Origin of the sequence: Bordetella sp. FB-8 (assembly GCF_000382185.1) — a bacterium.
GTDB lineage: Bacteria > Pseudomonadota > Gammaproteobacteria > Burkholderiales > Burkholderiaceae_B > Bordetella.
This window is the reverse complement of sequence record NZ_KB907784.1, coordinates 115282-140291: the sequence shown is the minus strand read 5'-3', so window position 1 is coordinate 140291 and position 25010 is coordinate 115282. Positions and strand designations below refer to the sequence as shown.

The 25010-nt window shown below is 63.8% G+C and carries 24 protein-coding genes and 2 pseudogenes; 14 read left to right on the top strand and 12 right to left on the bottom strand.

The window, feature by feature from the left end:
* The first annotated feature begins 68 nt into the window (after window positions 1-68).
* Window positions 69-554, top strand: coding sequence for a MerR family transcriptional regulator (locus H143_RS0100695; RefSeq protein WP_019936301.1), 486 nt, complete (start codon window positions 69-71; stop codon window positions 552-554).
* A complete protein-coding gene (locus H143_RS21845) occupies window positions 488-964 on the top strand; it encodes a carboxymuconolactone decarboxylase family protein (RefSeq protein ID WP_081626979.1) in 477 nt (158 codons plus the stop codon). Before H143_RS0100695 ends, H143_RS21845 begins: the two co-directional genes overlap by 67 nt.
* Here the strand turns inward: H143_RS21845 and H143_RS0100685 are convergent.
* Window positions 946-1749: pseudogene (locus H143_RS0100685) on the bottom strand (DMT family transporter); the annotation flags it as partial. The gene H143_RS21845 and the pseudogene H143_RS0100685 sit on opposite strands and share 19 nt — an antisense overlap.
* 182 nt (window positions 1750-1931) lie before the next feature.
* On the opposite strand from H143_RS0100685, the gene H143_RS0100680 reads away from it, so the two are divergent.
* Window positions 1932-2852, top strand: a complete 921-nt coding sequence (locus tag H143_RS0100680; RefSeq protein ID WP_019936298.1) for a LysR family transcriptional regulator — start codon at window positions 1932-1934, stop codon at window positions 2850-2852.
* Window positions 2853-3074: 222 nt separating this feature from the next.
* On the opposite strand, the gene H143_RS0100675 is transcribed toward H143_RS0100680, so the two are convergent.
* The 11 genes from H143_RS0100675 to fdxA all read right to left on the bottom strand — a co-directional run bounded on the left by H143_RS0100675 (window position 3075) and on the right by fdxA (window position 12739).
* Entirely contained in the window at window positions 3075-3926 is an 852-nt protein-coding gene (locus H143_RS0100675; RefSeq protein WP_019936297.1) for a branched-chain amino acid aminotransferase, read from the bottom strand.
* Window positions 3927-4093: 167 nt separating this feature from the next.
* Window positions 4094-5071 carry a branched-chain amino acid ABC transporter permease gene (locus H143_RS0100670; RefSeq protein ID WP_019936296.1) on the bottom strand — a complete coding sequence of 326 codons (978 nt, stop codon included), beginning with the start codon at window positions 5069-5071 and terminating at the stop codon, window positions 4094-4096.
* Window positions 5068-5955, bottom strand: a complete 888-nt coding sequence (locus tag H143_RS0100665) for a branched-chain amino acid ABC transporter permease (RefSeq protein WP_019936295.1) — start codon at window positions 5953-5955, stop codon at window positions 5068-5070. Before H143_RS0100665 ends, H143_RS0100670 begins: the two co-directional genes overlap by 4 nt.
* A gap of 83 nt (window positions 5956-6038) precedes the next feature.
* Window positions 6039-7250 carry an ABC transporter substrate-binding protein gene (locus tag H143_RS0100660; RefSeq protein WP_019936294.1) on the bottom strand — a complete coding sequence of 404 codons (1212 nt, stop codon included), beginning with the start codon at window positions 7248-7250 and terminating at the stop codon, window positions 6039-6041.
* 56 nt (window positions 7251-7306) lie between these two features.
* Entirely contained in the window at window positions 7307-8023 is a 717-nt protein-coding gene (locus tag H143_RS0100655; protein WP_019936293.1) for an ABC transporter ATP-binding protein, read from the bottom strand.
* Window positions 8020-8793 (bottom strand): ABC transporter ATP-binding protein, encoded by a 774-nt coding sequence (locus H143_RS0100650; RefSeq protein WP_019936292.1) that lies wholly within the window; start codon window positions 8791-8793, stop codon window positions 8020-8022. Before H143_RS0100650 ends, H143_RS0100655 begins: the two co-directional genes overlap by 4 nt.
* 137 nt (window positions 8794-8930) lie before the next feature.
* Complete coding sequence (nth, locus tag H143_RS0100645) at window positions 8931-9566, bottom strand: endonuclease III (RefSeq protein ID WP_019936291.1); 636 nt, start codon at window positions 9564-9566, stop codon at window positions 8931-8933.
* A gap of 59 nt (window positions 9567-9625) precedes the next feature.
* A complete protein-coding gene (gene rsxB, locus H143_RS0100640; protein ID WP_019936290.1) occupies window positions 9626-10258 on the bottom strand; it encodes an electron transport complex subunit RsxB in 633 nt (210 codons plus the stop codon).
* Window positions 10255-11475, bottom strand: coding sequence for a polyhydroxyalkanoate depolymerase (locus tag H143_RS0100635; RefSeq protein ID WP_019936289.1), 1221 nt, complete (start codon window positions 11473-11475; stop codon window positions 10255-10257). The genes rsxB and H143_RS0100635 overlap by 4 nt, the downstream gene beginning before the upstream one ends.
* Before the next feature lie 166 nt (window positions 11476-11641).
* Window positions 11642-12415, bottom strand: coding sequence for a ferredoxin--NADP reductase (locus tag H143_RS0100630; protein WP_019936288.1), 774 nt, complete (start codon window positions 12413-12415; stop codon window positions 11642-11644).
* On the bottom strand, window positions 12416-12739 hold the full coding sequence (gene fdxA / locus H143_RS0100625) for a ferredoxin FdxA (RefSeq protein WP_019936287.1): 324 nt from the start codon (window positions 12737-12739) through the stop codon (window positions 12416-12418).
* Between the two features lie 175 nt (window positions 12740-12914).
* Here fdxA and pncB point away from each other — a divergent pair, with 175 nt between their 5' ends.
* From pncB to xylF, 11 genes and pseudogenes are all read left to right on the top strand, one after another.
* On the top strand, window positions 12915-14090 hold the full coding sequence (gene pncB, locus H143_RS0100620) for a nicotinate phosphoribosyltransferase (protein WP_019936286.1): 1176 nt from the start codon (window positions 12915-12917) through the stop codon (window positions 14088-14090).
* A 66-nt stretch (window positions 14091-14156) separates the two neighbouring features.
* Window positions 14157-14507 (top strand): RidA family protein, encoded by a 351-nt coding sequence (locus H143_RS0100615; RefSeq protein WP_019936285.1) that lies wholly within the window; start codon window positions 14157-14159, stop codon window positions 14505-14507.
* A 98-nt stretch (window positions 14508-14605) separates the two neighbouring features.
* Window positions 14606-16816 carry a bifunctional (p)ppGpp synthetase/guanosine-3',5'-bis(diphosphate) 3'-pyrophosphohydrolase gene (locus H143_RS0100610; protein ID WP_019936284.1) on the top strand — a complete coding sequence of 737 codons (2211 nt, stop codon included), beginning with the start codon at window positions 14606-14608 and terminating at the stop codon, window positions 16814-16816.
* A gap of 189 nt (window positions 16817-17005) precedes the next feature.
* Window positions 17006-18157, top strand: coding sequence for an acetylornithine deacetylase (gene argE / locus H143_RS0100605; RefSeq protein ID WP_019936283.1), 1152 nt, complete (start codon window positions 17006-17008; stop codon window positions 18155-18157).
* A gap of 104 nt (window positions 18158-18261) precedes the next feature.
* Complete coding sequence (gene trpB / locus H143_RS0100600; RefSeq protein ID WP_019936282.1) at window positions 18262-19461, top strand: tryptophan synthase subunit beta; 1200 nt, start codon at window positions 18262-18264, stop codon at window positions 19459-19461.
* A gap of 10 nt (window positions 19462-19471) precedes the next feature.
* Window positions 19472-20329 (top strand): tryptophan synthase subunit alpha, encoded by an 858-nt coding sequence (trpA, locus tag H143_RS0100595; RefSeq protein ID WP_019936281.1) that lies wholly within the window; start codon window positions 19472-19474, stop codon window positions 20327-20329.
* A 30-nt stretch (window positions 20330-20359) separates the two neighbouring features.
* Window positions 20360-21238 (top strand): acetyl-CoA carboxylase, carboxyltransferase subunit beta, encoded by an 879-nt coding sequence (accD, locus tag H143_RS0100590; protein WP_019936280.1) that lies wholly within the window; start codon window positions 20360-20362, stop codon window positions 21236-21238.
* Between the two features lie 168 nt (window positions 21239-21406).
* The gene (locus H143_RS0100585; protein ID WP_019936279.1) at window positions 21407-21979 is read left to right on the top strand and encodes an acyloxyacyl hydrolase; all 573 of its coding nucleotides are present in this window, start codon (window positions 21407-21409) and stop codon (window positions 21977-21979) included.
* Window positions 21980-22002: 23 nt separating this feature from the next.
* Window positions 22003-22280, top strand: a pseudogene (locus H143_RS22740) (thiamine pyrophosphate-binding protein); the annotation flags it as partial.
* Between the two features lie 264 nt (window positions 22281-22544).
* Window positions 22545-23891 carry a carbohydrate porin gene (locus H143_RS0100575; RefSeq protein ID WP_019936278.1) on the top strand — a complete coding sequence of 449 codons (1347 nt, stop codon included), beginning with the start codon at window positions 22545-22547 and terminating at the stop codon, window positions 23889-23891.
* Window positions 23892-23990: 99 nt separating this feature from the next.
* Window positions 23991-25004: a D-xylose ABC transporter substrate-binding protein gene (gene xylF / locus H143_RS0100570; protein WP_019936277.1), complete on the top strand. Its 1014-nt coding sequence runs from the start codon at window positions 23991-23993 to the stop codon at window positions 25002-25004.
* Window positions 25005-25010: the final 6 nt, after the last annotated feature.

The window sequence follows — 25010 nt, the reverse complement described above, 5'->3', positions numbered from 1 at the left end:
TGTTTTCGGCTGGCGTGCATGCGGTGCTTGACTTGGAGTGCACTCGAAGTCCCAATCTTGAGTCCGTCATGTCGAAAACGCTAACCATCGGCCAGGTGGCAAGGGCCATCGGTGTCTCCCCCCATACGCTGCGCTACTACGAGCAGGCGGGACTGCTGCGCCCGATCGGGCGCAGCAGTGCGGGACACAGGCTGTATTCGCCGGCCGACCTGGATTGGTTGCAATTCGTGATGCGGCTGAAGGCGACGGGCATGCCCATCGCCTCCATACAGGCGTTTTCCGAATTGCGGGCCCAGGGCGAGGCGACTTACGGCGCGCGGTGCAGAATGCTGGCCGAGCATCGCGATGGTGTGCTGTCGCGCCTTGCCGACCTGCAGGCCAGTCTTGTCGCCATCACGGACAAGATCGCCTGGTATGAAACCGCGGCGCAAATGGCGCTTGGACATGACGACAACTTCCCAACCCAAACACAGGAAAAGGATTCGTCATGGATAAAGGAATCGACACTGCACGCACGGACGAGGACCGTTACCGGCAAGGCTGGCAAAAACTGAAGCAGATCGACGGCGAGGCGGGCGAGCGCGTGGTCGCCGCGCTCGCGCCCGTTGCGCCGGACTTCGGGCGGCTGATGATCGAATTCGGATTCGGCGACATCTACAGCCGCCCGCAGCTCGACTTGCGCGCGCGCGAGATCGCCACGATCGCGGCGCTCGCGGCATTGGGCAACGCCCAGCCGCAACTGAAGGTCCACATCGAGGCGGCGCTGAACGTGGGCTGCACCCGCGACGAGATCGTCGAGGTGTTCATGCAGATGGCGGTTTATGCCGGTTTTCCCGCGGCGCTCAATGCCTTGTTCGCGGCGCATGAGGTCTTTGTTGCGAGGGTCGCGAAAGCAGATGCGGCGACGATGAGCGCGCCGCCCGCCCAGGACGACGGGGTCGGCCTCTCGCCCAGCCAGATGTAGGCGAACAGTGCGCCAAAGACCGGCTCGCTGCCCATCAGCAGCGCCACGCGCGTGGCGCTGCTGCGATGCACCGCATAGTTCTGCACGAAGAACGCGAAGAGCGTGCAGCCCAGCACCAGATATCCCACATAGCCCCAGAACGCGGGATGGCCGGCCAAGGAAGGCAGAGGCTGCCATTGATCGCGTCCCGTGAGCCAGGCAAGCAGCAGGCAGCCGACCGCCACCACGCCGGACTGCGCCGCGGTCAAGGCCAAGGCGGGTACGCGTCCCGACTGCATGGCACGCTTGGTCACGCAGACGTTCACGGCGCGCAGCAGGGCGGCCAGGATCATCAAGGTATTCCCAGGCGTCAGTGAAAGACTGCCGCCGCCTATCAGGAAAGCACCGGCCAGCGACATGCCTGCCGCCACCCATTCGATGGGGCGCGGCACGCGCTTGAGCCACATCCACTCCACCAGGGGCGTCAGCACGACGCAAAGACTGATGAGGAACGCGGCGCTGGACGCCTGCGTATGCCGCACGCCGAAGGTCTCGGCGATGAAGATGCAAAGCAGCAGCAGGCTGGCGCCGGCCACGGCCGTCGCGTCGCCGCGCTCCAGGCCGCGTAAGTCCCGCAGTGCGGGCGACAGCAGGACGAAGGTCAGCGCAAAGCGCAGCGAGACCAGCCCCAGCACCGGATAGACCAACAGAGCCTCTTTGACGACACCGTAGCTGGAGCCCCATACCAGGGCGACCGCGAGCAGGAGCAGGTCGGCAAAGAGGGCGGGACGGGGTGTGGAGGACATGGCTGCGATGACGAATACGGGTGGCGGACACGGCACTGCCGCGAGACAGGATTGCATTGTCATTCATGTTTATGATGGTGATAATTGGGTTTTTATGCATGATATTTATGCTTTATATGCACAAATAGGATGCATCACGCCCAGATCACATCGTCCATGTATAGGCCCAGGCGGTATTTCCGATGATTCCCAGCGAATTGCTGTCCCTGCTTCCCGATTTGGCCACCTTTGCGCGCGTTGTCGAGACTGGCAATTTCTCGACCGCTGCGCGGTTGCTGGGCACCACGCCCTCGACCGTGAGCCGGCAGATGCAACGACTGGAGCGTGCGCTCGGCACGCGGCTGCTGGAGCGCTCGACCCGCAGCATCCGCCTGACGGAGTCGGGCACGCAGGTTTATCGCCACTGCCAGAACATGGTGGAGGCCGCGACCGATGCCGTCGACGTGGCCGGACACCTGAGCGAGCAGGTACGCGGACAAGTCAGCATCAGCGCGCCGATCGCCTATGCCAAGAGCGTGGTGCATCCGCTGATGGATGGATTCCTGCGCGCGCATCCGCAAGTCGGCGTCCAGCTGCTTTTTGACGACGGCGAAATCGACCCGGTGCGCGATCCGGTGGATTTGGCACTCAGGATGACATCGGCCCCGCCGCAGGGCCTGGTCGCGCGCCGGCTCGGCACCGTGCGCTGGATGACTTGCGCCTCGTTCGCCTATCTGAGCGAACATGGCATGCCCGATCATCCGCAGGCGCTGCGACAGCACAATTGCCTTTATATCGGAGACCATGCAGGCGACAACCGGTGGACCTTCCATCGCGGCGACCAAGCGCACACCGTGGAGGTTGGAGGCCGCTATATCGTGAACGACGTGGAAACACGCCGTGAAGCCGCGCTGGCGGGCTGGGGTATCGCCAGCCTGCCCGAGTTCGCGGTCGCCGATGCCTTGCGCGAGGGCGAACTGGTGCAAGTCCTGCGCGAGTGGTCATTCGAGCCGAGGGCCTACAGCGGCCCGGTGTGGCTGCTCTATCCGCAGAACCGCTTTCTGCCGCTGAAAGTGCGCGCCATGATCGATTGGCTCATGGCGCATAGGCAGGGTGGAAGTTGATTTGAACTCTTGAGGCGTCGACCGCAACGCGTAGCATCTCGGTTCATCGGCCGCATTTCATTGCATCGATGAGATTGCACGGCGTGTTGTCGTCCGTATGCCGTTAATTCTCGATGCGAGTTTGCCGCGCTGGGCGTGGGGCGTAGGGGTCGGCCTGGTCGGCCCATACGCCCCACGCGGCAAACGGCTTAAAGAACGCTGCGCACACGAATCAAAACCGATTCAACGCTGCGCACCCGTAGACTTCGCATAATCCATATACAGCTTATGCGCCAATTGCGCCGCCGGACCATACGCAAGCTTGCGGTCGTCCAGGCGGTTGACGTGGATCACCTTGCCGTAGTTGCCGGTGGAGAACACTTCATCCGCGTGCTTCACTTCATCCAGCGCGATGGTGCGTTCCTGTACGTCGGCGCCATGCTCGCGCAGCAGGGTCAGCACGCGCATGCGTGTGATGCCGGAGAGGAAAGTGCCGTTGGCGGCCGGCGTCGCGATCTTGCCGTCCTTGGCGATCCACAGATTGCTGCTGGCGAATTCGGCCACATTGCCGTCGCCGTCGAGCATGACGGCCGTATCGAAGCCGGCGGTGTTGGCCTCCTTGGTGGCGCGCTGGCCGTTGGGATACAGGCAGGAAGCCTTGGCGTCGGTCGGCGCCATGCTGGGCCAGGCTCGGGCGTACTGATTCTGCGTCATGGCCGCGAAACCCTCGGTGCCGGGCATGGGAGCCTTGAAGACGTGCAGCACGAACTTGGTTTTGGACGCCTCGGGCAGCAGGAATCCGTCGGCGCAGAAGAACATGGGCTTGATGTAGAGCGCCGTGCCGGCCGGGAACCTGGCCACGGCATCGAGTGCCAGTTGCTGCACTTCTTCCCAGCCGATCTGGGGTTCCATCAGCATTTTTTTGGCCGAGCGGATCACGCGCTGGCAATGCAGATCCAGGTCCGGGGTCAGGCCGTCGAAGGCGCGGGCGCCGTCGAAGACCATGCTGGCCATCCAGAAGGCGTGGTCGGCGGGGCCCAGCAGTTTGGGGTTTTCGGTGGTCCATTGACCATCGTGGTAGAACAAGGCGTCCATCAAGTGTCCTGGCGTGTACGAAGGGAAACGGCCCCGCACTGCGCCCTTCGGGGCGTGCTTCTCCCCTCGGGACCCGGTTGCATTGGGGCGGCCTGGCGGCATGAAAAAGCCGCGCGAACCGCGCGGCCGTGCATTCACAGAATACTCCAGGACGCGGCGGGACCGCCCTATACAGTTTGGCGGCGCTTTCGCCAGGCCAGTATTTCGCCCACGATGCCGCGGCGAAAGGCCAGTACGCAAACCACGAAGATCAGGCCGATCACGATGGTGACCGAATCGCCGAGCGTGTTGAACCAAGCGATGTGGGTGATCTGGGCCATGAAAGCGCCGAAGGTGCCGATCTGGTTTTCCAGCGCCACCACGATGAACGCGCCCAGGACGGGACCTATCAGCGTGCCCATGCCGCCGATGAGCGTCATGAGGATGACCAGGCCCGACATGCGCCAATCGGCATCGGACAGGGACGCCGAGTTGAACACCAGCGCCTTGGTGGCGCCGGCCAGGCCGGCCAGCGTGGCCGAGAGCACGAAGGCGAGCAGCTTGAAGCGATCGACGTCGTAGCCCAGGGAAATGACGCGCGGCTCGTTCTCGCGCAGGGCCTTGAGCACCTGGCCGAAGGGCGAATGCACCGCGCGCCAGATGATGACGAAGCCGATGATGAACACGATCATCACCAGGTAGTACAGGTGCAGGTCGACGGACAGGTCGATAAAGCCCAGCGCCTTGCCGCGCGGGATCTGCTGCATGCCGTTTTCGCCGCCGGTGAAATCGGCCTGCAGGAAAAAGAAGTACACCATCTGCGCGATGGCCAGAGTGATCATGGCGAAGTAGATGCCGCTGCGCCGGATGGCCAGAAGGCCCATGACCAGGCCGAGCAGCGCGGCCGCGGCGGTGCCGGCCAGGATGCCGACCTCGGTGGGCACGCCCCAGGTCTTGAGCACATAGCCCGTGGTGTAGCCCGCCAGGCCCAGGAAAGCCGCGTGGCCGAAGGACAGAAAGCCCGTATAGCCCAGCAGCAGGTTGAAAGCGCAGGCAAACAGGGCATAGCACATGACCTGCATCATGAAGATCGGATAGACGCCCAGGTAGGGCAGGATGGCCACTACGATGGCCGCCAGCACATAGGCCAGGAGTTGGCGGTTCATTTTTCTTTCCCGAAGAGTCCGGCGGGGCGGAACAGCAGCACGATGGCCATGATGACGAAAACGACGGTGGTGGAAGCCTCGGGCCAGAAGACCTTGGCCAGGCCTTCGATGATGCCCAGCCCCAGGCCGGTGACGATGGATCCCAGTATGGAACCCATGCCGCCGATCACCACCACGGCGAACACCACGATGATGATGTTCGACCCCATGAGCGACGAAACCTGCAGCATCGGGGCGGCCAGCACGCCGGCAAAACCCGCCAGCGCTACGCCGAAGCCGTAGGTCAGGGTGACCATGAGCGGCACGTTGACGCCGAAGGCCTCGACCAGCTTGGGGTTTTCGGTGGCGGCGCGCAGCATCGAACCCAGACGCGTGCGCTCGATGACGAACCAGGTGACTAGGCAGACCAGCAGCGAGGCCACCACCACCCAGCCCCGATAGGTGGGCAGGTACATGAAGCCCAGGTCCATGACGCCGTCAAGCGAGGCGGGCGTGGGGAAGCGCTGGCCCGAGACGCCGTAGACGCTGCGGAACAGGCCTTCGATGAGCAGCGCCAGACCGAATGTGAGCAACAGGCCGTAGAGATGGTCGAGCTTGGCGATGCGCTTGAGCAGCAGCCGCTCGATGAGCATGCCGACCACGCCGACCACGATGGGAGCGAAGATCAGCATGATCCAGTAGTTCAGGCCCAGATAGGTCATGCCCATCCAGGCGACGAAAGCGCCCATCATGTAGAGGACGCCGTGCGAGAAATTGATGACGTTGAGCAAGCCGAAGATGATCGCCAGGCCTAGGGATAGGATGGCGTAGAACGAACCGTTCACCAGTCCGAGCAGCAATTGTCCGAGCAGCGCCGGAAGGGGTATGCCGAAGAGGGTGATCATCGTGAAAAGATATTCCTACGTGAAGACCCCCGCCGCGGCCCATCGAAAGGGCCGCGGCGGGGCAGCGTCGCTATATTGCCGATTTACTGCTTGAGCAGCTTGCAGGGGGAATCGGCGGGCTTGGTGAAGACATCTTCGCCGGGCAGGGTGGCGACCACCTTGTAGAGATCCCACTTGCTCTTGGATTCCTGCGGCGTCTTGACCTGCACCAGGTACATGTCGTGGATGAACGTGCCGTCGGCGCGCACATAGCCGCCGTGGGCGAAGAAGTCGTTCACCTTGTGCGACTTCATCCACTTCATGACGGTGTCGGCATCATCGGTGCCGGTGGCCTTGACGGCTTGCAGGTAGAACATCGTCGACGAGTAGTCTGCAGCCTGGATGAAGGTGGGCGCGCGGCCGACCTTGGCCTCGAAGCGCTTGGCCCAGGCGCGGGTCTGGTCGTTCATGTCCCAGTACCAGCCGACGGTGAGGTACATGCCTTGGGCGGCTTTCAGGCCTACGGCATGGACGTCGTTGATGAAGGCCAGCAGCGTTGCCAGCTTCATGGTCTTGGTGACGCCGAACTGGTCAGCCGCCTTGACTGCGTTGACCCAGTCGGCGCCCGCGTTGGCCAGGCCCAGGATCTGCGCGCCCGAGGACTGGGCTTGCAGCATGTAGGACGAGAAGTCGGTGGTGCCCAGGGGCACGTTGACCGAACCCTTGATGACGCCGCCATTGGCCTTGACGACCTTGGAGGTGTCGCGCTGCAGGGCATGGCCGAAGGCATAGTCGGCGGTCACGAAGAACCAGTTCTTGCCGCCGTTCTTGACCACGGCCGAGCCCGTGCCGTTCGCCAGCGCGACCGTGTCGTAGCCGTAGTGGATGGTGTAGGGCGAGCACTGGGTGGTGGTCAGGTCGGCGGCGCCGGCGCCGGTATTGATGTAGACCGTGTGCTTTTCCGCGGCGACCGCGGCTTCGGCCAGGCCGGTGGCCGAGTTGGTGCCGCCCATCAGCAGGTCCAGGTGCTGCTGGTCGATCCACTCGCGGGCCTTGGCCGAGGCGATGTCGACCTTGTTCTGGTGGTCGGCGCTGAGCACCTCGATCTTCTTGCCGTTGACCTTGCCGCCGAAATCGTCGACAGCCATCTGGATGGCGGCGACGCCTCCCGGGCCATCGTCGTCTGCGTAGACGGCCGACATGTCGGTGATCATGCCGATCTTGACGGTGTCTTTCATGGTGCCGGCGTGCGCGGAAAGGCCGGTCAGGCACAGGCCCGCCGTCGCGAGGGCTGCCGTCAGGTTGCGTAGTTTCATGCTGTCTCCTGGTTATGGGCCGGGATCACCGGCGGTTTGAGCATTGTCTTGGCGGATCAGACGCCGAGCAATTCATGTAGCGTATCTTGTTTGGATGCGAGCTGCGACGCGTCGAAGTGCTCGACGATCCGGCCGTGCTCCATCACGTAGAAGCGGTCGGCCAGCGGCGCGGCGAAACGGAAGTTCTGCTCAACCATGACGATGGTGTAGCCGCGCGCCTTGAGCGTGGTGATCATGCGGGCCAGCGCCTGCACGATGACGGGCGCTAGGCCTTCGGAGATTTCGTCCAGCAGCAGCAGGTTGGCGCCGGTGCGCAGGATGCGGGCCACGGCCAGCATCTGCTGTTCGCCGCCAGATAAGCGCGTGCCTGGCGAATGGCGCCGCTCGAGCAGGTTGGGGAACATCTCGTAGATTTCGGCCAGCGACATGCCGCCGCCCGGAACCGCGGTGGCCAGCGGCGGGGGCAGCAGCAGGTTTTCCTCGCACGACAGGCTGGCGAAGATGCCGCGTTCCTCGGGACAGTAGCCCACGCCCAGATGCGCGATTTTGTGGGTCGACAGGTCGATCGACTCGGTGCCGTGGATGCGTACCGAGCCTTTGCGCGAACCGGTCAGACCGAGGATGGCGCGCAGGGTGGTGGTGCGGCCGGCGCCGTTGCGGCCCAGCAGGGTCACGACTTCGCCTTGGCCGACTTGCAGGTCGACGCCGTGCAGGATGTGCGATTCGCCGTACCAGGCATGCAGCCCGGAGATCTGCAGCGCGGGCGTGCTCATGGGTGTGCCCCCTGCATTTCGCCGTCGGTCGTGCCCATGTAGGCCTGCATGACGGCAGGATGTCGCGAGACTTCGGCGTAATTGCCCTGGGCCAGCACGGCGCCGCGCGCCAGAACGGTGATGGTGTCGGCGATGGACGAGATCACCGTCATATTGTGTTCGACCATGAGGATGGTGCGGCCTTCGCTCACGCGCTTGATGAGCTGGGTGATGCGGTCGACGTCTTCGTGGCCCATGCCTTGCGTGGGTTCGTCCAGCAACATGAGTTCGGGTTCCATGGCCAGGGTGGTGGCGATTTCCAGCGCGCGCTTGCGGCCGTAGGGCAGATTGAGGGTGAGTTCCTCGGCGAAGCTGCCCAGGTCGACTTGGTCGAGCAGTTCGCGGGCGCGGCCTTCGAGGTTGCTCAGCCCGCTTTCGCTTTTCCAGAAATGGTAGGACAGGCCGGTCTTGCGCTGCAGGCCGATGCGCACGTTTTCCAGCACGGTCAGGTGAGGAAAGACGGCCGAGATCTGGAACGAACGGATCACGCCGCGGCGCGCGATCTGCGCGGGGCGTTCACCGGTGATGTCAACGCCGTTGAAGAAAATGGAACCGGACGTGGGTGCCAGGAATTTGGTCAGCAGGTTAAAGCAAGTGGTCTTGCCTGCGCCGTTGGGGCCGATCAGGGCATGGATTTCCCCGCGCTCTACCCGCAGGTCGACGCCGTTGACCGCGACGAAGCCGCGGAATTCCTTGGTGAGCTTTTTTGTCTCCAGGATCGCATCGCTCATGTGATGTGTCCTCTGCCTTTGTCGTTGTGAATCGACTCTTATATAAAACTTGGCGAGTATGCTGATCCAGCTCCCGGTTTTCCATAAGGGTTTTACATGGGGAAGGGTTTTACATAGGAAGCGGACTCAGTCCGAGGTCAGGCTTTGGTCTTGGATTTGTAATCGCACAGATCGGCGATCCCGCATTGCAGACACTTGGGTTTGCGTGCCACGCAGACATAGCGGCCGTGCAGAATGAGCCAGTGGTGCGCGTGCTGCGCGTATTCGGGCGGCGTCACTTTTTCCAGCTTGAGCTCGACGGCCAGCACATCTTTGCCGGGCGCCAGGCCGGTGCGATTGGCCACACGGAAGATGTGCGTGTCCACGGCGATGGCCGGTTCGCCGAAGGCGATGTTGAGCACGACATTGGCGGTCTTGCGGCCTACGCCGGGCAGGGCTTGCAGGGCCTCGCGGCTTTGCGGTACCAGGCCGCCGTGGCGTTCCAGGATGAGTTGGCTGGTAGCGATGGCGTTTTTGGCCTTGGTGCGGAACAAGCCTATGGTCTTGATGAATTCTTCGAGTCTGGCCACGCCCAGCGCGGCCAGCTTTTCCGGTGTGCCGTATTGCGGGAAAAATTTGCGCGTGGCCAGGTTCACCGATTTGTCGGTGGCCTGGGCCGACAGCAGCACCGCGATGAGCAACTGGAATGGCGATGCATAGTCCAGTTCGCTTTGCGGATGCGGATTGGCCGCCTGCAGGCGGGCGAAAATTTCGCGGCGCTTGGTGCTATTCATATGCGGATTTCGATCGGGTGCTCGGCGCTATGCACGCCAGGGCTTGCAGCGCTGCGGCGCTATTTGCCGCCGGCTCGGCGCGCGCGGGCGCGGGCCAGCGCTGATTCTACGGCGTTGCGCTTGCGCTCGGCGTCATGCGGCGCGCCGCGCGAGGCATCGACAGGCGCGGTGTCGGCCGCGGGCGCGTCGGCCATCAGTGTGAGGTTGCTGGCGGCCAGGCGCGCGGCGCGCGCCTGATGGCGCTGGCGCGAGCGTCTCGCGTCGTCGGGCGTCCAGCTCCGATCGGCGGGGACCATGCTGATGCAGTCCACCGGGCAGGGCGGCATGCACAGGTCGCACCCGGTGCACAGGTCGGCCAGCACCGTGTGCATGCGCTTGTTGGCGCCGACGATGGCGTCGACCGGGCAGGCCTGGATGCACAAGGTGCAGCCTATGCAATGCGCCTCGTCGATCATGGCGGTCAGTAGCGGGCCGTGTACGCCACGCGTTGTGTCCAGGGGCAGCACGGGTACGGACAGCAGCGCAGCCAGGGCCGCGATGCCCTCGTCTCCGCCCGGCGGACAGCGGTCTATGGACGCGGCGCCCTCGGCGATGGCCTGTGCATAGGGGCGGCAGCCCTCATAGCCGCACTGGGTGCATTGCGTTTGCGGCAGCAGCGCGTCAATGCGGTCTATCAGGGTGGAATCGATCACGACTTGCGGATGAATTGCGCGATCCTGGGGCAGATCGTCTCGCGCCAGCGCCGACCCGAGAATATGCCGTAGTGGCCGGCCCCCGGAGCCAGGTGATAATGTTTGCGCGCGGCAGGAATGCCGCGACACAGGTCGATGGCTGCGCGGGTCTGGCCCACGCCGGAAATGTCGTCCAGCTCGCCTTCGATCGCCAGCAGCGCCGTCTTTCTGATGTCGGCCGGCCTGACCCGCTGGCCGTCGACCTCCCAGGTGCCGTTGGGCAGGCGAAACTCCTGGAACACGACGCGGATGGTGTCCAGGTAGAACTCGGCCGGCATGTCCAGCACGGCGTTGTATTCGTCGTAGAAGCGGCGGTGCGCCTCGGCGTCGCTGTCGTCGCCACGCAGCAGGTCGAGGTAGAACTCGTAGTGCGACTTCAGGTGGCGGTCGGGGTTCATGGCCATGAACCCCGCGTGTTGCAGGAAGCCGGGATAGACACGGCGGCCCACGCCGATATGGTTGGCGGGCACGGCGTGGATGACCTGATTCTCGAACCAGGAATAAGATTTGGTCGTGGCCAGGTTGTTGACCTGCGTGGGCGACTGGCGCGGATCGATGGGACCGCCCATCATCACCATGCTGCGCGGCTGCACATCGCCCGAGCTGGCCATGAGCGAGACGGCCGCCAGCACCGGTACCGTGGGCTGGCAGACCGAAATCACATGGGTATCGGGCCCCAGATGGCGTATGAATTCCTGGACATAGCGTACGTAGTCGTCCAGGTGGAAGGGGCCGGCCAGTGCCGGCACCATGCGCGCATCGATCCAGTCGGTGACGTAGACCTCGTGCTCGGGTAGAAGCGCACGGACGGTGTCGCGCAGCAAGGTGGCATGGTGGCCCGACATGGGAGCCACCAGCAGTATGCGCGGGTCGCGCGCGCGCCGGGCCGGCAGGTCGCGCTCGAAATGCACCAGATGGCAGAAGGGGCGGGTCAGCACGCCGGTCGGGCGCACGGCGACCTGCCTGCCGTCGACATCGACCTCATCGATGCCCCAATCGGGTTTGTGGTAATCCTTGCCGAAGCGATGCACCAGTTCCAGGCCGGCTGCGACCTGGCGTGAAATCGGCATGTACGACAGCGGGCTGGCGGGATCGGTGAACCACTGTGCGCCGGCGTCCGTGAACTCGGCCAGGGGGCGCAGAAACGCCCGCTGCATTTCATGCAACTGATACAGCATTAGTTATTCCTGTCTCCGCAAGGCCGGGTAATGCCGGCTCTTTCGAGCTTGGCGCATCGTTGATTACGCGCGAATCGACCAAATATTAAGAATATATGTCAGAACAATCACTTGTAATGTGTATTTCGCTCACGCCGGCGTTGCGTAAATACGACCTGCGGCTGCGCTACCAGTAGTTCTCGACGGCCAGATTGCCCGGGATGCCGCGGCGTCCCGGGGCAAATCCGCGCTCGCCCAGTAGTTTGCGGGCGTCGGCGAGCATGGCGGGGTTGCCGCAAAGCATGACGCGTGAGCGGGCCGGGTCCAGCGCCAGGCCGGCCAGCCGTTCCAGTCCGCCGTCGGCGACGAGCGTGGTCAGGCGGTCCTGGGGCATGCCGGGCAGCGTTTCGCGGGTGGCGATGGGCAGATAGGTCAGGCCCGGATCCTGGCCGGCCAGCGCCTGGATCTCGTCGCGATAGGCCAGTTCTTCGGCCGTACGCACGCCATGCACCAGCGCGACACGGCGAAAGCGCCGCCGCACCGTCGGGTCGCGCAGGATGGACATATAGGCCGACAATCCCGTGCCGGTGGCCAGCAGCCAGAGATCCTCGCCGTCGGGAAAGCGCTCCAGCGTGAGAAAGCCGAAGGGCGTCTTGTCGACGTACAGGGCGTCGCCCGGACGCAGCCGGGCCAGCCGGGGGCTGAATTGGCCCTCGGGTACGACGATGGAATAGAACTCGAGTTCCGCCTCGTGCGGCGCCGAAACCATGGAGTAGGCGCGCCAAAGGCCGGGTGGGGCCGCGCAGTCGTGCGCGTCTTCTGCCGCCAGGCCCAGGCGGGCAAACTGGCCGGGCTGGAAGGCATAGGCCGGATCGCGGCTCACGCGCAGGGAGAACAGCTTGCCCGGCACCCAGGCCCGGACATGGGTGACCGTCTGCCGCGTATATTTTTCCTCAGCCACTTACTTTTCGAGAAACTGCAGTTTGTCGGTCACGCCGTTCCACTGGTCGGCATCGGGCAGGGGCTTCTTGGCCCGACTGATGGTCGTGAATTCGGAGGTCAGGTCGGCGTTGATCTGGATGAACTTGATCTGGTCCTGCGGCACGTCCTCCTCGGCATAGATGGCGTTGGCGGGGCATTCAGGGATGCAGACGGCGCAGTCGATGCACTCGTCGGGATCGATGACCAGAAAGTTCGGGCCTTCCTTGAAGCAGTCAACCGGGCAGACGTCCACGCAATCGGTGTACTTGCACTTGATACAGTTTTCGGTGACGACGTGGGTCATTGCAGACGGCTCCGGGCAGGGCGTTGATTCGTGTGTGGATGGGCGGGATTTTACCCAATGACACCGGCGTATCGGCCAGTAGGCAGGCGCGTGTCCTGGTTATATGCATATGCCGCTTCCGCGCTTGCGCCCGCCCGGCGGCCCCTGCGGGGGCCATGTTAAGGTGTGCGCAATCATGATCATCGACTCGTTGCTCGACACCGACCTCTACAAGTTCAGCATGATGCAGGTCGTGCTGCACCAGTTCCCGGCCGCCCAAGTTCAATACCGGTTCAAGTGTCGCACGCCGGGCGCCGACCTGCGGCCCTACCTGGACGAAATCCGCGCCGAGGTTCACCTCCTGTGCCAGCTGCGGTTTGCCGACGACGAGCTGGACTACCTGCGCGGCCTGCGCTTTCTCACCAGCGACTTCGTCGATTTCCTGGGCCTCTATCACATGCCCGAGCGCTGCATCGATATCCGCGAGGGCGAGTCGCCGGGCGAGATCTCGATCGAGATCGAGGGACCCTGGCTGCACACCATCCTGTTCGAGATCCCGGTGCTGGCCATCGTCAACGAGGTCTATTTCCGTAATACCCGGCCCCATCCCGATCTGCAGGAGGGGCGCCGGCGTCTGCAGGAAAAGATGGGCCTGGTCAGGGATGATCCCGCGCTGGCCGAATTTCGCCTGGCCGACTACGGTACGCGCCGGCGTTTTTCCAAGGTCTGGCACGACGAGGTGGTGGCCACCCTCAAGAACCAGATGCAACCGTATTTCGTGGGCACCAGCAATGTGCTGCTGGCCAGGCGCCACAGCGTGCTACCCCTGGGCACCATGGGCCACGAGTACCTGCAGGCCTGCCAGGCGCTCGGTCCGCGCCTGCGCGATTCGCAAGTCTACGCGCTGGAGATGTGGGCCCGCGAATACCGCGGCGACCTGGGCATCGCCTTGTCGGACGTCTACGGCATGGGCGCGTTCCTGCGCGATTTCGATATGTATTTCTGCAAACTGTTCGACGGCGCGCGTCACGATTCGGGCGACCCCTTCACCTGGGGCGAGCGCATGATCGAACACTACCGCAACAATCGCAGCGATCCGCGCACCAAGACCCTGGTATTTTCCGATTCGCTGAATTTCCCCAAGGCCATCGAGCTTTTCCGGCGCTTTTCGCAGCGCTGTAAGCTGTCGTTCGGGATTGGCACCAATCTCACCAACGACCTGGGCTACGAGCCTCTGCAGATCGTCATCAAGATGGTCCGCTGTAACGGCCAGCCGGTAGCCAAGGTGTCCGATGCGCCCGAAAAGACCATGTGCGATGATCCGGCCTATCTGGCCTATCTGCGCCAGGTGTTCGAATTGCCACTGCCCTGACTTCGCGCAGGCGCCCAGTTTTTGCCTTAACAAGCATCACCCAACTTTTTTCGCACAGAGGATCTCATGAGCAATATCACGCGCATCAATGTGGGCAAGCGCCTGTCCGACGTCGCCGTTTACAACGGCGTGGCCTATCTGGCCGGCCAGGTGCCCGAGGATACGACGCAGGACATCGCCGGCCAGACCCGGCAGGTGCTGGCCACCATCGACCAGTTGCTGGCCGAGGTCGGCAGCGACAAGTCGCGCATCCTGATGGCGCAGGTGTTCGTGGCCAATATCGCCGAGTTCGCCGGCATGAACACGGCCTGGGACGCCTGGGTCGCAGAGGGTGCAGCGCCCGCGCGCGCCACCATCGAAGCGCGCCTGGCCAATCCCGACATCAAGGTCGAGATCGTCGTCACCGCCGCGGTCTGATTGCGCCGGCCCTGATCGGTGTAGGGCCGCCTTCGGGCGGCCTTATTTTTTGCGGTAGAGTGTTAAATTGTGCTGCATTTTTTCTAAGCTATCTCACCATGTCCGCCTCGCCTTTCCCGCCGCTTGCCGCGCCTTTTGACGCGAGCTGGCTGCAGGCGGCCGGCGCGGGTCTGGACGAGGATGGCGTGCAGCTTCTGGCCCGGGCAGCCGCCTGGGCGGAACCGCGCTTTCAGGCGCAGCAAGCGCTTACCGGCGAACCGCTGGTCGGCCATGCCGCGGGCGTCGTGCGCCTGCTGGCGGGCCTGCAAACCGACGCCTCCACCCGCGCAGCCGCTTTGTTGGCCGCCTTGCCGTCCGATGCCTTGCCGGCCGGCAACGCGCGCAACGATCCCGTCGCCGTCGAATTCGGCGCGCAGACCGCCAGGCTCCTGGCCGGCTCGCATGCCTTGCTGCGCCTGAATGTCGCAGCCCGGCAGGCCAGCGATATCACGGCCGCGACCGGCGACCAGAAGGAAATGCAGCGCAAGATGCTGCTGGCCATGGCAGCCGACCTGCGCATCGTGCTGATGCGCCTGGCTTCGCGTCTGCAGACGCTGCGCTGGCATGCCGAGACCAGGACGCTGTGCCCGCCCGAGCTGGCGCGCGAAACGCTGGACCTGTACACCCCGCTGGCCAATCGCCTGGGCATCTGGCAGGTCAAGTGGGAACTCGAAGACCTGTCCTTCCGTTTTCTCGAACCCGAGCGTTACAAGCAGATCGCCCGCCTGCTCGAGGAAAAACGGGCCGAGCGCGAGGCTTTCATCGCCGACGCGGTCGCACGCCTGAGCCAGGCCCTGAAGCAGGCCGGCATCGAGGCCGAGGTCTACGGCCGGCCCAAGCACATCTACAGCATCTGGAACAAGATGCGCATCAAGCGGCTGGATTTTTCCGAACTCCTTGATTTGCGCGCCTTGCGCGTGATCGTCGGGGACGTGCGCGCCTGCTATGCCGCGCTGGCCCTGGTGCACGAGATGTGGATGCCGATGATTGAGGCTTTCGATGACTACATCTCGCGTCCCAAGCCCAACGGCTACCGCTCGCTGCACACCGTCGTCACTGACGCCCAAGGGCGGCCCTTCGAAGTGCAGATCCGCACGCGCGAAATGCACCAGTTCGCCGAGTACGGTATGGCCGCGCATTGGCGCTACAAAGAGGCCGGGGCCAGGGGCGGTCAGGTGGCAGCCTCCAGCGACTACGACCGGCAGCTATCGTGGATGCGTCAACTGCTGGCCTGGAACAGCGATCTGGATACTCGGGAGGACGCCGCGGCCGCTCAGACGGGTGGGCACATCTACGTGCTCACGCCGCAGGCGCGCGTGATCGAGCTGCCCGAAGGGTCCACGCCGGTCGATTTCGCCTACCACCTGCACACCGACCTGGGTCATCGCTGCCGCGGCGCGCGCATCGACGGCCAGATGGTGCCGCTGCACACGCGTCTAGCCACAGGCCAGACAGTGGAAATCGTTGCGGCCAAGTCGGGCGGCCCCTCGCGCGATTGGCTCAATCCTCAACTGGGCTATCTGGCCAGCCCGCGCGCGCGCAGCAAGGTGCGCATGTGGTTCAACGCTATCGAGCTGGCGCAGCGCATCGCCCAGGGGCAGGCCCTGGTGGAGAAGGAGTTGCAGCGCCTGGGCAAGACGGCTGTCAACCTGGAGCAACTGGCGCAGACGCTGGGCTTCGCGCGCGCCGACGACCTGTACGTGGCGGTGGCCAAGGAAGAGTTCAGCCTGCGCCACATCGACGACGCTTTCCAGCAGCCGGTGCCGGCCGAGGACACGCCGCACGTGCCCAAATTCACGCGCAGCGCCGAAAGTGCGGAGGCCAGCGGCAAGAGCGGCGTGCTCGTGGTGGGCGTGGGGTCGCTCCTGACCCAGTTGGCGCGCTGCTGCCGGCCCGCGCCGCCTGACGCGATCCGCGGTTTCGTCACGCGCGGGCGCGGCGTGTCCATCCACCGCGCCGATTGCGCCAGCTACCGGGCTCTGGCGGCGCGCGAGCCCGAACGGATCATTGACGTGGGTTGGGGCAATACCGCCGACACCTTCTATCCGGTGGACGTAAGCGTGCGCGCCCACGACCGTCCGGGCCTGCTGCGCGACTTGTCCGAGGTCTTTGCCCGGCTGCGCCTGAACGTGGTGGGCGTGAACACCCAGAGCAAGCAATCGCTGGCGCACATGGTGTTCACCGTGGAAGTGCGAGACGGCCAGGCCCTGCAGCGCGCGCTGGACGCGCTGGCCGTCGTTCCGGGCGCGATTTCGGCAACGCGGCGCTGACAGCTCCTGGATGAACTCAGATGCCGCAAGCCGGGAACACCGCAGCAATCCGAAGCGTGGGGTGTCCGAGCGCAGGCACCTCCAGCGCCGGGCATCGGGATTGCGCAGGGCAGCTCCGGCGGCGCAAGAACTCGAACAATTCCCCCGGCAACCTATAAACTCCTACTTTTCGCCCCAAGGATTCCTAGCATGGATACCCGTACCTGGCTAAGCACGCTGGTAGGCATTGACACCACCAGCCGCAACTCCAACCTGGCCCTCATCGAAACCGTCAGAGACTGGCTTGGCGGCCAGGGTGTCCAATCGTGGCTGGCCCACAACGAAAGCGGCGACAAGGCCAACCTCTTCGCCACGTTGCCGGCTGCCGACGGCACGGTGCAGGGCGGCGTGGTGCTGTCGGGCCACACCGACGTGGTGCCGGTGGACGGGCAAGACTGGGATTCCGATCCTTTTGTCCTCGCCGAGAAGGACGGCCGTCTCTACGGGCGGGGCACCGCCGACATGAAAAGCTTCATTGCCACGTCGCTGGCCCTGGTGCCGGAATTCCTGGCCATGCCGCGCAAGAAGCCCATACACCTGGCCTTTTCCTACGACGAGGAAGTGGGTTGCGTGGGCGCGCCCGTGATGCTGGCCGAATTGCAGGGCCGCGGCATCAAGGCCGACGGATGCGTGGTGGGCGAACCGACCAATATGCAGGTGGTGGTGGCGCACAAGGGCGTGAATCTCTTTAACTGCCGCGTGCATGGCAAGGCGGCCCACTCCTCGCTCACGCCCCAGGGTTGCAACGCTATCGAATACGCAGCCCGGCTCATCTGCCGCATCCGCGATATTGCCGATGCCATGAAGGCGCAAGGCCCCTACGACGCGTTCTTCGACGTGCCGTTCTCGACCATGACCACGAACCAGATCCGGGGCGGCATCGCGGTCAACACCATTCCCGCCTTGTGCGAGTTCAATTATGAATTCCGCAATCTGCCCGGCATTCCTGCCGATCAGATCCAATCCCAGGTCGAGCGCTACGTGCGCGAGGAACTGCTGCCGCGCATGCAGGCCGAATACGCCGATGCCCGTATCGACATCCATACCGGCGCGTCGGCGCCCGGCCTGGACGCCACGGAAGAAGAAGCCATCACCCAGCTGGCCCGCGCCCTGACCGCCGACCGGTCCGTGCGCAAGGTGGCCTACGGCACGGAAGCGGGCCTGTTCCAGAGCGTGGGCATCCCCGCGGTGGTCTGTGGGCCCGGCGATATCCAGCAGGCGCACAAGCCCAATGAATTCATAGAACTGAGCCAGCTCGAGGGCTGCGAACGCTTCCTGCGCCGACTGGGACAATCCTTGTAAGCCCCTGCGGCGCAGCGGGTCCGTCCGCCCTGCAATCGGCGGCGCCTCGCGAAATAGGATCGGCCTCATACGCGGTAAAATGCCCAATTCGTGGAGAACTTGTTGTGAAACCTTACGACCTGCCCGACTCGCGTGGCCATTTCGGCCCCTACGGCGGCGTGTTCGTGGCCGAAACGCTGATGCACGCCCTGGACGAACTGCGTGCGGCTTACGACCACGCCCGCGTCGATCCTGCCTTCATTCAGGCCTATGATTATGAACTGAAGCACTACGTCGGCCGTCCCAGTCCCGTCTACCATGCCGAGCGCTGGTCACGTGAACTGGGCGGCGCCCAGATCTGGTTCAAGCGCGAAGACCTGAACCACACCGGCGCGCACAAGATCAACAATTGCATCGGGCAGGCCCTGATGGCTCGCCGCATGGGCAAGACCCGCGTCATCGCCGAGACTGGCGCCGGCCAGCACGGCGTGGCCTCGGCCACCGTGGCAGCGCGCTATGGCATGGAGTGCGTGGTCTACATGGGCAGCGAAGACGTGCGCCGCCAGGCAGCCAACGTCTACCGCATGAAGCTGTTGGGCGCCCAGGTCGTGCCGGTCGAGTCCGGCTCGCGCACCTTGAAGGACGCGCTCAACGAGGCCATGCGCGACTGGGTCACCAACATCGAGAACACCTTCTACATCATCGGTACGGTGGCCGGCCCCGACCCCTATCCGCGCATGGTGCGCGACTTCCAAACCATCATCGGCAAGGAATGCCTGACGCAGATGCCCGAGGCCGCCGGCCGCCAGCCCGACTATGTGTTGGCGGCTGTGGGCGGCGGTTCCAACGCCATCGGCATCTTCCACCCCTATATCCCTTATGAGTCCGTGCGCCTGATCGGCGTCGAGGCGGCTGGCGAGGGCATGCAGACCGGACGCCATGCAGCGTCCATTGCCGCAGGCAAGGTGGGCGTGCTGCACGGCAACCGCACCTATCTCATGCAGGACGACGGCGGCCAGATCATCGAATCCCACTCCGTGTCCGCGGGCCTGGACTATCCCGGCGTCGGCCCCGAGCACGCCTGGCTGAACGACAGCGGGCGCGCCCAGTACGTCAACATCACCGACGACGAAGCCCTGGCGGCTTTTCACCACTGCTGCCGCATCGAGGGCATCATCCCCGCGCTGGAGTCCTCGCACGCCATCGCCCATGCGGTCAAGATGGCCCCTACGCTGCCCAAGGACCAGATCATCCTGGTCAACCTTTCGGGGCGGGGCGACAAGGACATGCATACCGTCGCCGAGCGCGCGGGCATCGAACTGTGAGGCAGGCAGCATGACACAAGCGAACCGTATCGATATCACACTGCGCCAACTGGCCGATGCCGGCCGCGTCGCGCTGGTGCCCTATATTGCTGCTGGCGACCCGTCGCCGGATGCGACCGTGCCCTTGATGCATGCGTTGGTTCAGGCCGGCGCCGACATCATCGAACTGGGCGTGCCGTTTTCGGATCCCATGGCCGACGGCCCCGTCATCCAGCGCGCCGTCGAGCGCGCACTGGCGCGAGGCATGACACTGCCGCATCTGCTGGACCTGGTGGCGCAGTTCCGCCGCGACGATCCGCATACGCCTATCGTGCTCATGGGTTATGCCAACCCCATCGAACGCATGGGGCAGGCCGTATTTTCACAGCGCGCCCGCGAGGCCGGTGTGGACGGCCTTCTGGTGGTGGACTGTCCGCCCGAGGAAACCGGCGAATTCGCCGAACTGCTCGATCGCAACGGCATCCATCCCATTTTCCTGCTGGCGCCGACCTCGACCGAGGCGCGCATCCAGTCCGTGGCCCGCATGGCGCGCGGCTACGTCTACTATGTCTCGCTCAAGGGCACCACCGGCTCGGCCAGCCTGAATACCGACGACGTGGCCAAGCGGCTGGAGGCGATCCGCCGGCACGTGAAGATTCCCGTGGGTGTTGGCTTTGGCATCCGCGACGCCGACAGCGCGGTGCGCGTGGCGCGCCACGCGGATGCCGTGGTAATTGGCACCAAACTCATCGAAACCATTGAGCAGGCCGTGGCCTGCGCGCCGGTCGGCGAGCAGGCTGGCGTCGCGGCGGCTGCGGCCAGGCAATGGCTGAGCGCGATCCGCACTGCGCTGGACGCCGCCCGCAAACCCGCTGTGCCGTCGGCCTGAACCTGCGCTTCATCAAAGAGAATAAGACACATGAGCTGGATCGAAAAGCTTCTGCCCCCGCGCATCAACAAGGGCAGCAATGAGAACGCCGCTCGTCGCGTGCCCGAAGGCCTGTGGGTCAAGTGTCCGTCGTGCGAATCGGTGCTCTATAACGAAGACCTGGCCGCCAACCTGCACGTCTGTCCCAAGTGCGACCATCACATGCGCGTGGGCGCCCGGGCCCGGCTGGACATGCTGCTGGACCTGGAAGGCCGGATCGAAATCGGCTCGAACACGCGTTCGGTCGACACGCTCAAGTTCAAGGACACGCGCAAGTATCCCGAACGTATTGCCGAGGCCGTCAAGCAGACGGGCGAGACCGATGCACTGGTGGTGATGAGCGGCTCGATTCGCAATGTGCCAGCGGTCGTCGCCTGCTTCGAGTTCGAATTCATGGGCGGTTCCATGGGTTCGGTGGTGGGCGAGCGCTTTGTGCGCGGCGTGCAGGCCGCCATCGCCAGCCGTACGCCCTTCATCTGCGTGGCAGCATCGGGCGGCGCGCGTATGCAGGAAAGCCTGTTGTCGTTGATGCAGATGGCCAAGACCAACGCCATGCTCACGCGCCTGGCCGAGGCTGGCCAGGCCTTCATCAGCGTGTTGACCGACCCCACCATGGGCGGCGTATCGGCCAGCTTCGCCTTCGTGGGCGATGTGGTCATCGCCGAACCCAAGGCGCTGATCGGCTTTGCCGGCCCGCGCGTGATCGAACAAACCGTGCGTGAAAAGCTGCCAGAAGGCTTCCAGCGTTCCGAACTGCTGCTGCAGAAGGGCGCGATCGACATGGTGGTCGATCGTCGCCAGTTGCGTGAAGAACTGGCCCGTCTGATGGCGCTCATGAGCCGCCAGCCGGTCGACGTCGTCGCGGCCTGATCCGCCGCGCGCCAGTTGTGCAAAGACAACGGCCGCCCGCGAGGGCGGCCGTTGTCTTTGCACATTATGGCCTATATCAGTCCCTGATAAAGGTAAAGCATTTTCAGCTTGCAATAACTAGATTTCTGATAAGGTTATTCCTGTAAATTTTTGATAAGAAAGGTTTTTATGCTTTCTGATATCAAATTTAGGGTTCTGGCAGGTCTTGCCGGGCTGGCCTTGACCGGCATTGCTTCGACGGTCCAGGCCCAAACTCAGGCCCAGACCGACAGCGCGGGCGTCCGGGGCGGCATCGGCATCCATTACGGCCTTGGCAATCGCTATTCGCGGCTCGGACTGCAGTATGAAACTTCGCCCATCTGGACGTATTCCTTCGGCGGCAGCCTGGGCCGGGTGGATCTCACACCCGAGATCGGCGTGGCTTACTGGCAGGCGCACGGCCGGCAGCAGCCTTCCTCGGTCTGGCAGCTCAGCGCCATCCCCATGTTCCGGTGGTGGCTGGGAGCGAGCCAGCGCTTTTACGTCGAGGCCGGCATCGGTCCCACCGTATTTAGCCACACCGCGTTTGCGGACAAGCACTATTCCACGGCCTTCCAGTTCGGCGACCACATCGGCATGGGCTATCTGCTGGACAGGCACAGTCGCGTGGGCATGCGTTTCTCGCACTTTTCCAACGCCGATATCAAGACGCCGAATCCGGGCATGGATGTGATCCAGGCGACCTATACCTACCAATTCTGACTGTGCCGGCCGGAAATAGACGGATGAGTGGCGCCAGGAGCCTCGTGCAGGCCTTGCTCGCGTCCGCCGTGGATACGGTTGCTGTAAATCCGGGAACCAGCAAGATGCACTTTGTGGCGGCACTGGACCAGGTTCCCGGCATGCAATGCGTGCTTGGCCTGCAGGAGTGTGTCGTGACTGGCATGGTAGGCACGGTTACTACCGCATCGCCCGCAAGCCGGCATGCCCCCTGCTGCATTGCGGGCCGGGGCTAGCCAACGGCCTGGCGAATCAGCACAACGTGTCGCGCGGACGTTTCCCGGGCAGATCGCCACGCTGATCCTGCCGGCTGACGTGTCCTGGGGCGAGGGAGGCGCCACGGCCGCTTGACGCCTCTGCCCTTTTTGCGAGCCATCTTGGTCGTGTCAGGATAATCCCTTAATTGACAGCGCTGTCAATTCGGCCGATTCTCCCATCTGCGCCGATTTGTGAAGTCAGCGCGACGCGCGCTTGGCAAGGCGAGTCAAAAAAATTAGAGCCCATGTGCCGCGCATGCTGCGGCGGGCCGCACATTAGGAGACAGTCGATGGACAACGCAAGTCGGATCCCGCCCCGCACGCGGCAAGCCCGTTTCGCACGCAAGTTGGCGAGCGCCGCGATTGGCGCGCTGATCCTTGGCACAACGGGCGCCTATGCCCATGCCGAGGGCATTACCTCCAGCCCTTATTTGCTGGGCGATTGGGGCGGTTGGCGCACGCGTCTGGCAAATGACGGGGTGTCGTTCAACCTGGGCTACACCGGCGAACTGGCGCACAACTTCACCGGCGGCGACAAGCGGATAACGCGCTATTCCGACCAGTGGGCGCTGGGCACGACGTTCGACCTGGACAAGCTGGTCGGCTGGAAGGGCGCCACCTTCCAGACTACGTTCACCGAGCGCAATGGCCGCAACTTGGGCGCGGACGCCAATATCGGCAACAACATGCTGCTGCAGGAAGTCTACGGACGTGGACAGACCGTGCATCTGACCGATTTCTGGCTGGATCAGAAACTCTTCGACAATAAGCTGTCGGTCAAGCTGGGACGAATGACGGTGGGCGAAGATTTCGCCAGCTTCTCCTGCGATTTTCAGAATCTGACCTTTTGCGGATCGCAGCCCGGCAATCTGGTGGGCAGCTACTGGGTCAACTGGCCGACCAGCCAATGGGCGGCACGCGTCAAGTTGACGACCTCCAAAGAGACCTATGCGCAGGTCGGCGTCTACCAAGTCAATCCGAATTATGTGAATGACGATTACGCGCGCACTTACGGCTGGACCTTACAGAATCCCAGCGGCACCACCGGCGCTCTGATTCCGTTGGAAGGCGGCTGGACGCCCAAGGTGAACGGCCTGCCCGGTTCGTACAAGGTCGGCGTCTGGTACAACACGTCCAGCGGCAAGGATCTGTACTACGACATCAACAACAATTCGCGCGCGCAGACGGGTCTGGCTGCGCTCAACCATGGCGGCCAATACGGCGCCTACATCAATTTCCAGCAACAGATCACGGGCGAACCCGGCGGGCGCGGCGCGAGCCTGTTCCTGAACATCTCCCAGGCGGACAGGGCCACCGCGCAGACTGATCGGCAGATCGCAATGGGCGTGCAGTACAAGGGACCCTTTGGCCGGCCGAACGACAGCATCGGTTTTGGCATCGGCGCGACGCACAACAACGGCCGCTACGCCGACTATGTCAATCAGCTCAATGCGCTCACTGGCTCGCATACGGTCGCCGGTGACGGCAACGAGTACGCCACCGAGGTGTATTACAGCTGGTCCCCCATCCCGTCGGTATTCATGCGCCTGAACTTGCAGTATGTCGTGCATCCGGGCGGCACTTCGCTCAACCACAACGCGTTCGTCGTGGGGCTGAAGACAGGCATCACGTTCTGATCAAACCAGGCCATGCCGTCCAAGGTCGGAGCGGCATGGACCCCTTGCAAAAATTGGCCGTCCGAGAAAGGCCAAAATTCGAATTCAAGGAGACACTTCATGATTTCCCGCGCTTTCAAGATCACCGTCACCGCGCTGGCCACCGCCGCCGCCTTGTCCGCCGCGCCGGCCCACGCGAGCAAGACTCACCCTGTCATCGGCTTTTCGATCGACGATCTGCGCGTCGAGCGCTGGACGCACGATCGTGACTTTTTCGTCCAGGCCGCCAAGAAGCTGGGCGCCACCGTCGACGTGGAATCGGCCAACGCCAACGAATCGCGCCAGATTTCGCAGATCCAGAATCTCATCGCCCAGGGCGTGGATGTGCTGGTGATCGTGCCGTTCAATTCCAAGGTGCTGGGCAACGTGATCGCCAGCGCCCACAGCGCCGGCATCAAGGTGGTGTCCTACGATCGACTGATCCTGGATGCCGCTGTCGACGGCTATGTTTCGTTCGATAACGAGAAGGTCGGCGAAATGCAGGCCCAGGGCGTTGTGAACGCCGCGCCCAAAGGCAATTACTTTCTGCTGGGCGGCGCGTCCACCGACAACAATGCCCGCCTGCTGCGCGAAGGGCAGATGAAGGTGCTGCAGCCTCTGGTCGACAAAGGCGACATCAAGATCGTCGGCAAACAGTGGACGCCGCAGTGGGAGCCGGAAAAGGCGCAGAGCATCATCGAGAACGCATTGACCGCGAACAACAATAATATCCAGGGCATTGTCGCCTCCAACGATGGCACGGCCGGCGGGGCGATCCAGGCCCTCACAGAGCAAAAGCTCGAGGGCAAGGTGGCCGTGTCGGGGCAGGATGCCGACTTGGCGGGCGTGCGCCGCGTGGTTGCGGGCACCCAGACTATGACGGTCTACAAGCCTCTGCGTGCACTGGCCAGCTCGGCCGCCGAAATGGCCGTTGATCTGGTCAAGGGCGTCAAGCCGAAGTTCAATACCCAGATCGGCAACGGCAAAGAGAAGGTCGATACGCTGCTGCTCAAGCCGATCCTGCTGACCAAGGACAATGTCGATGTCGTCGTCAAGGACGGCTTCTACACGCATCAGCAGGTCTTCGGCAAATAAACGCAA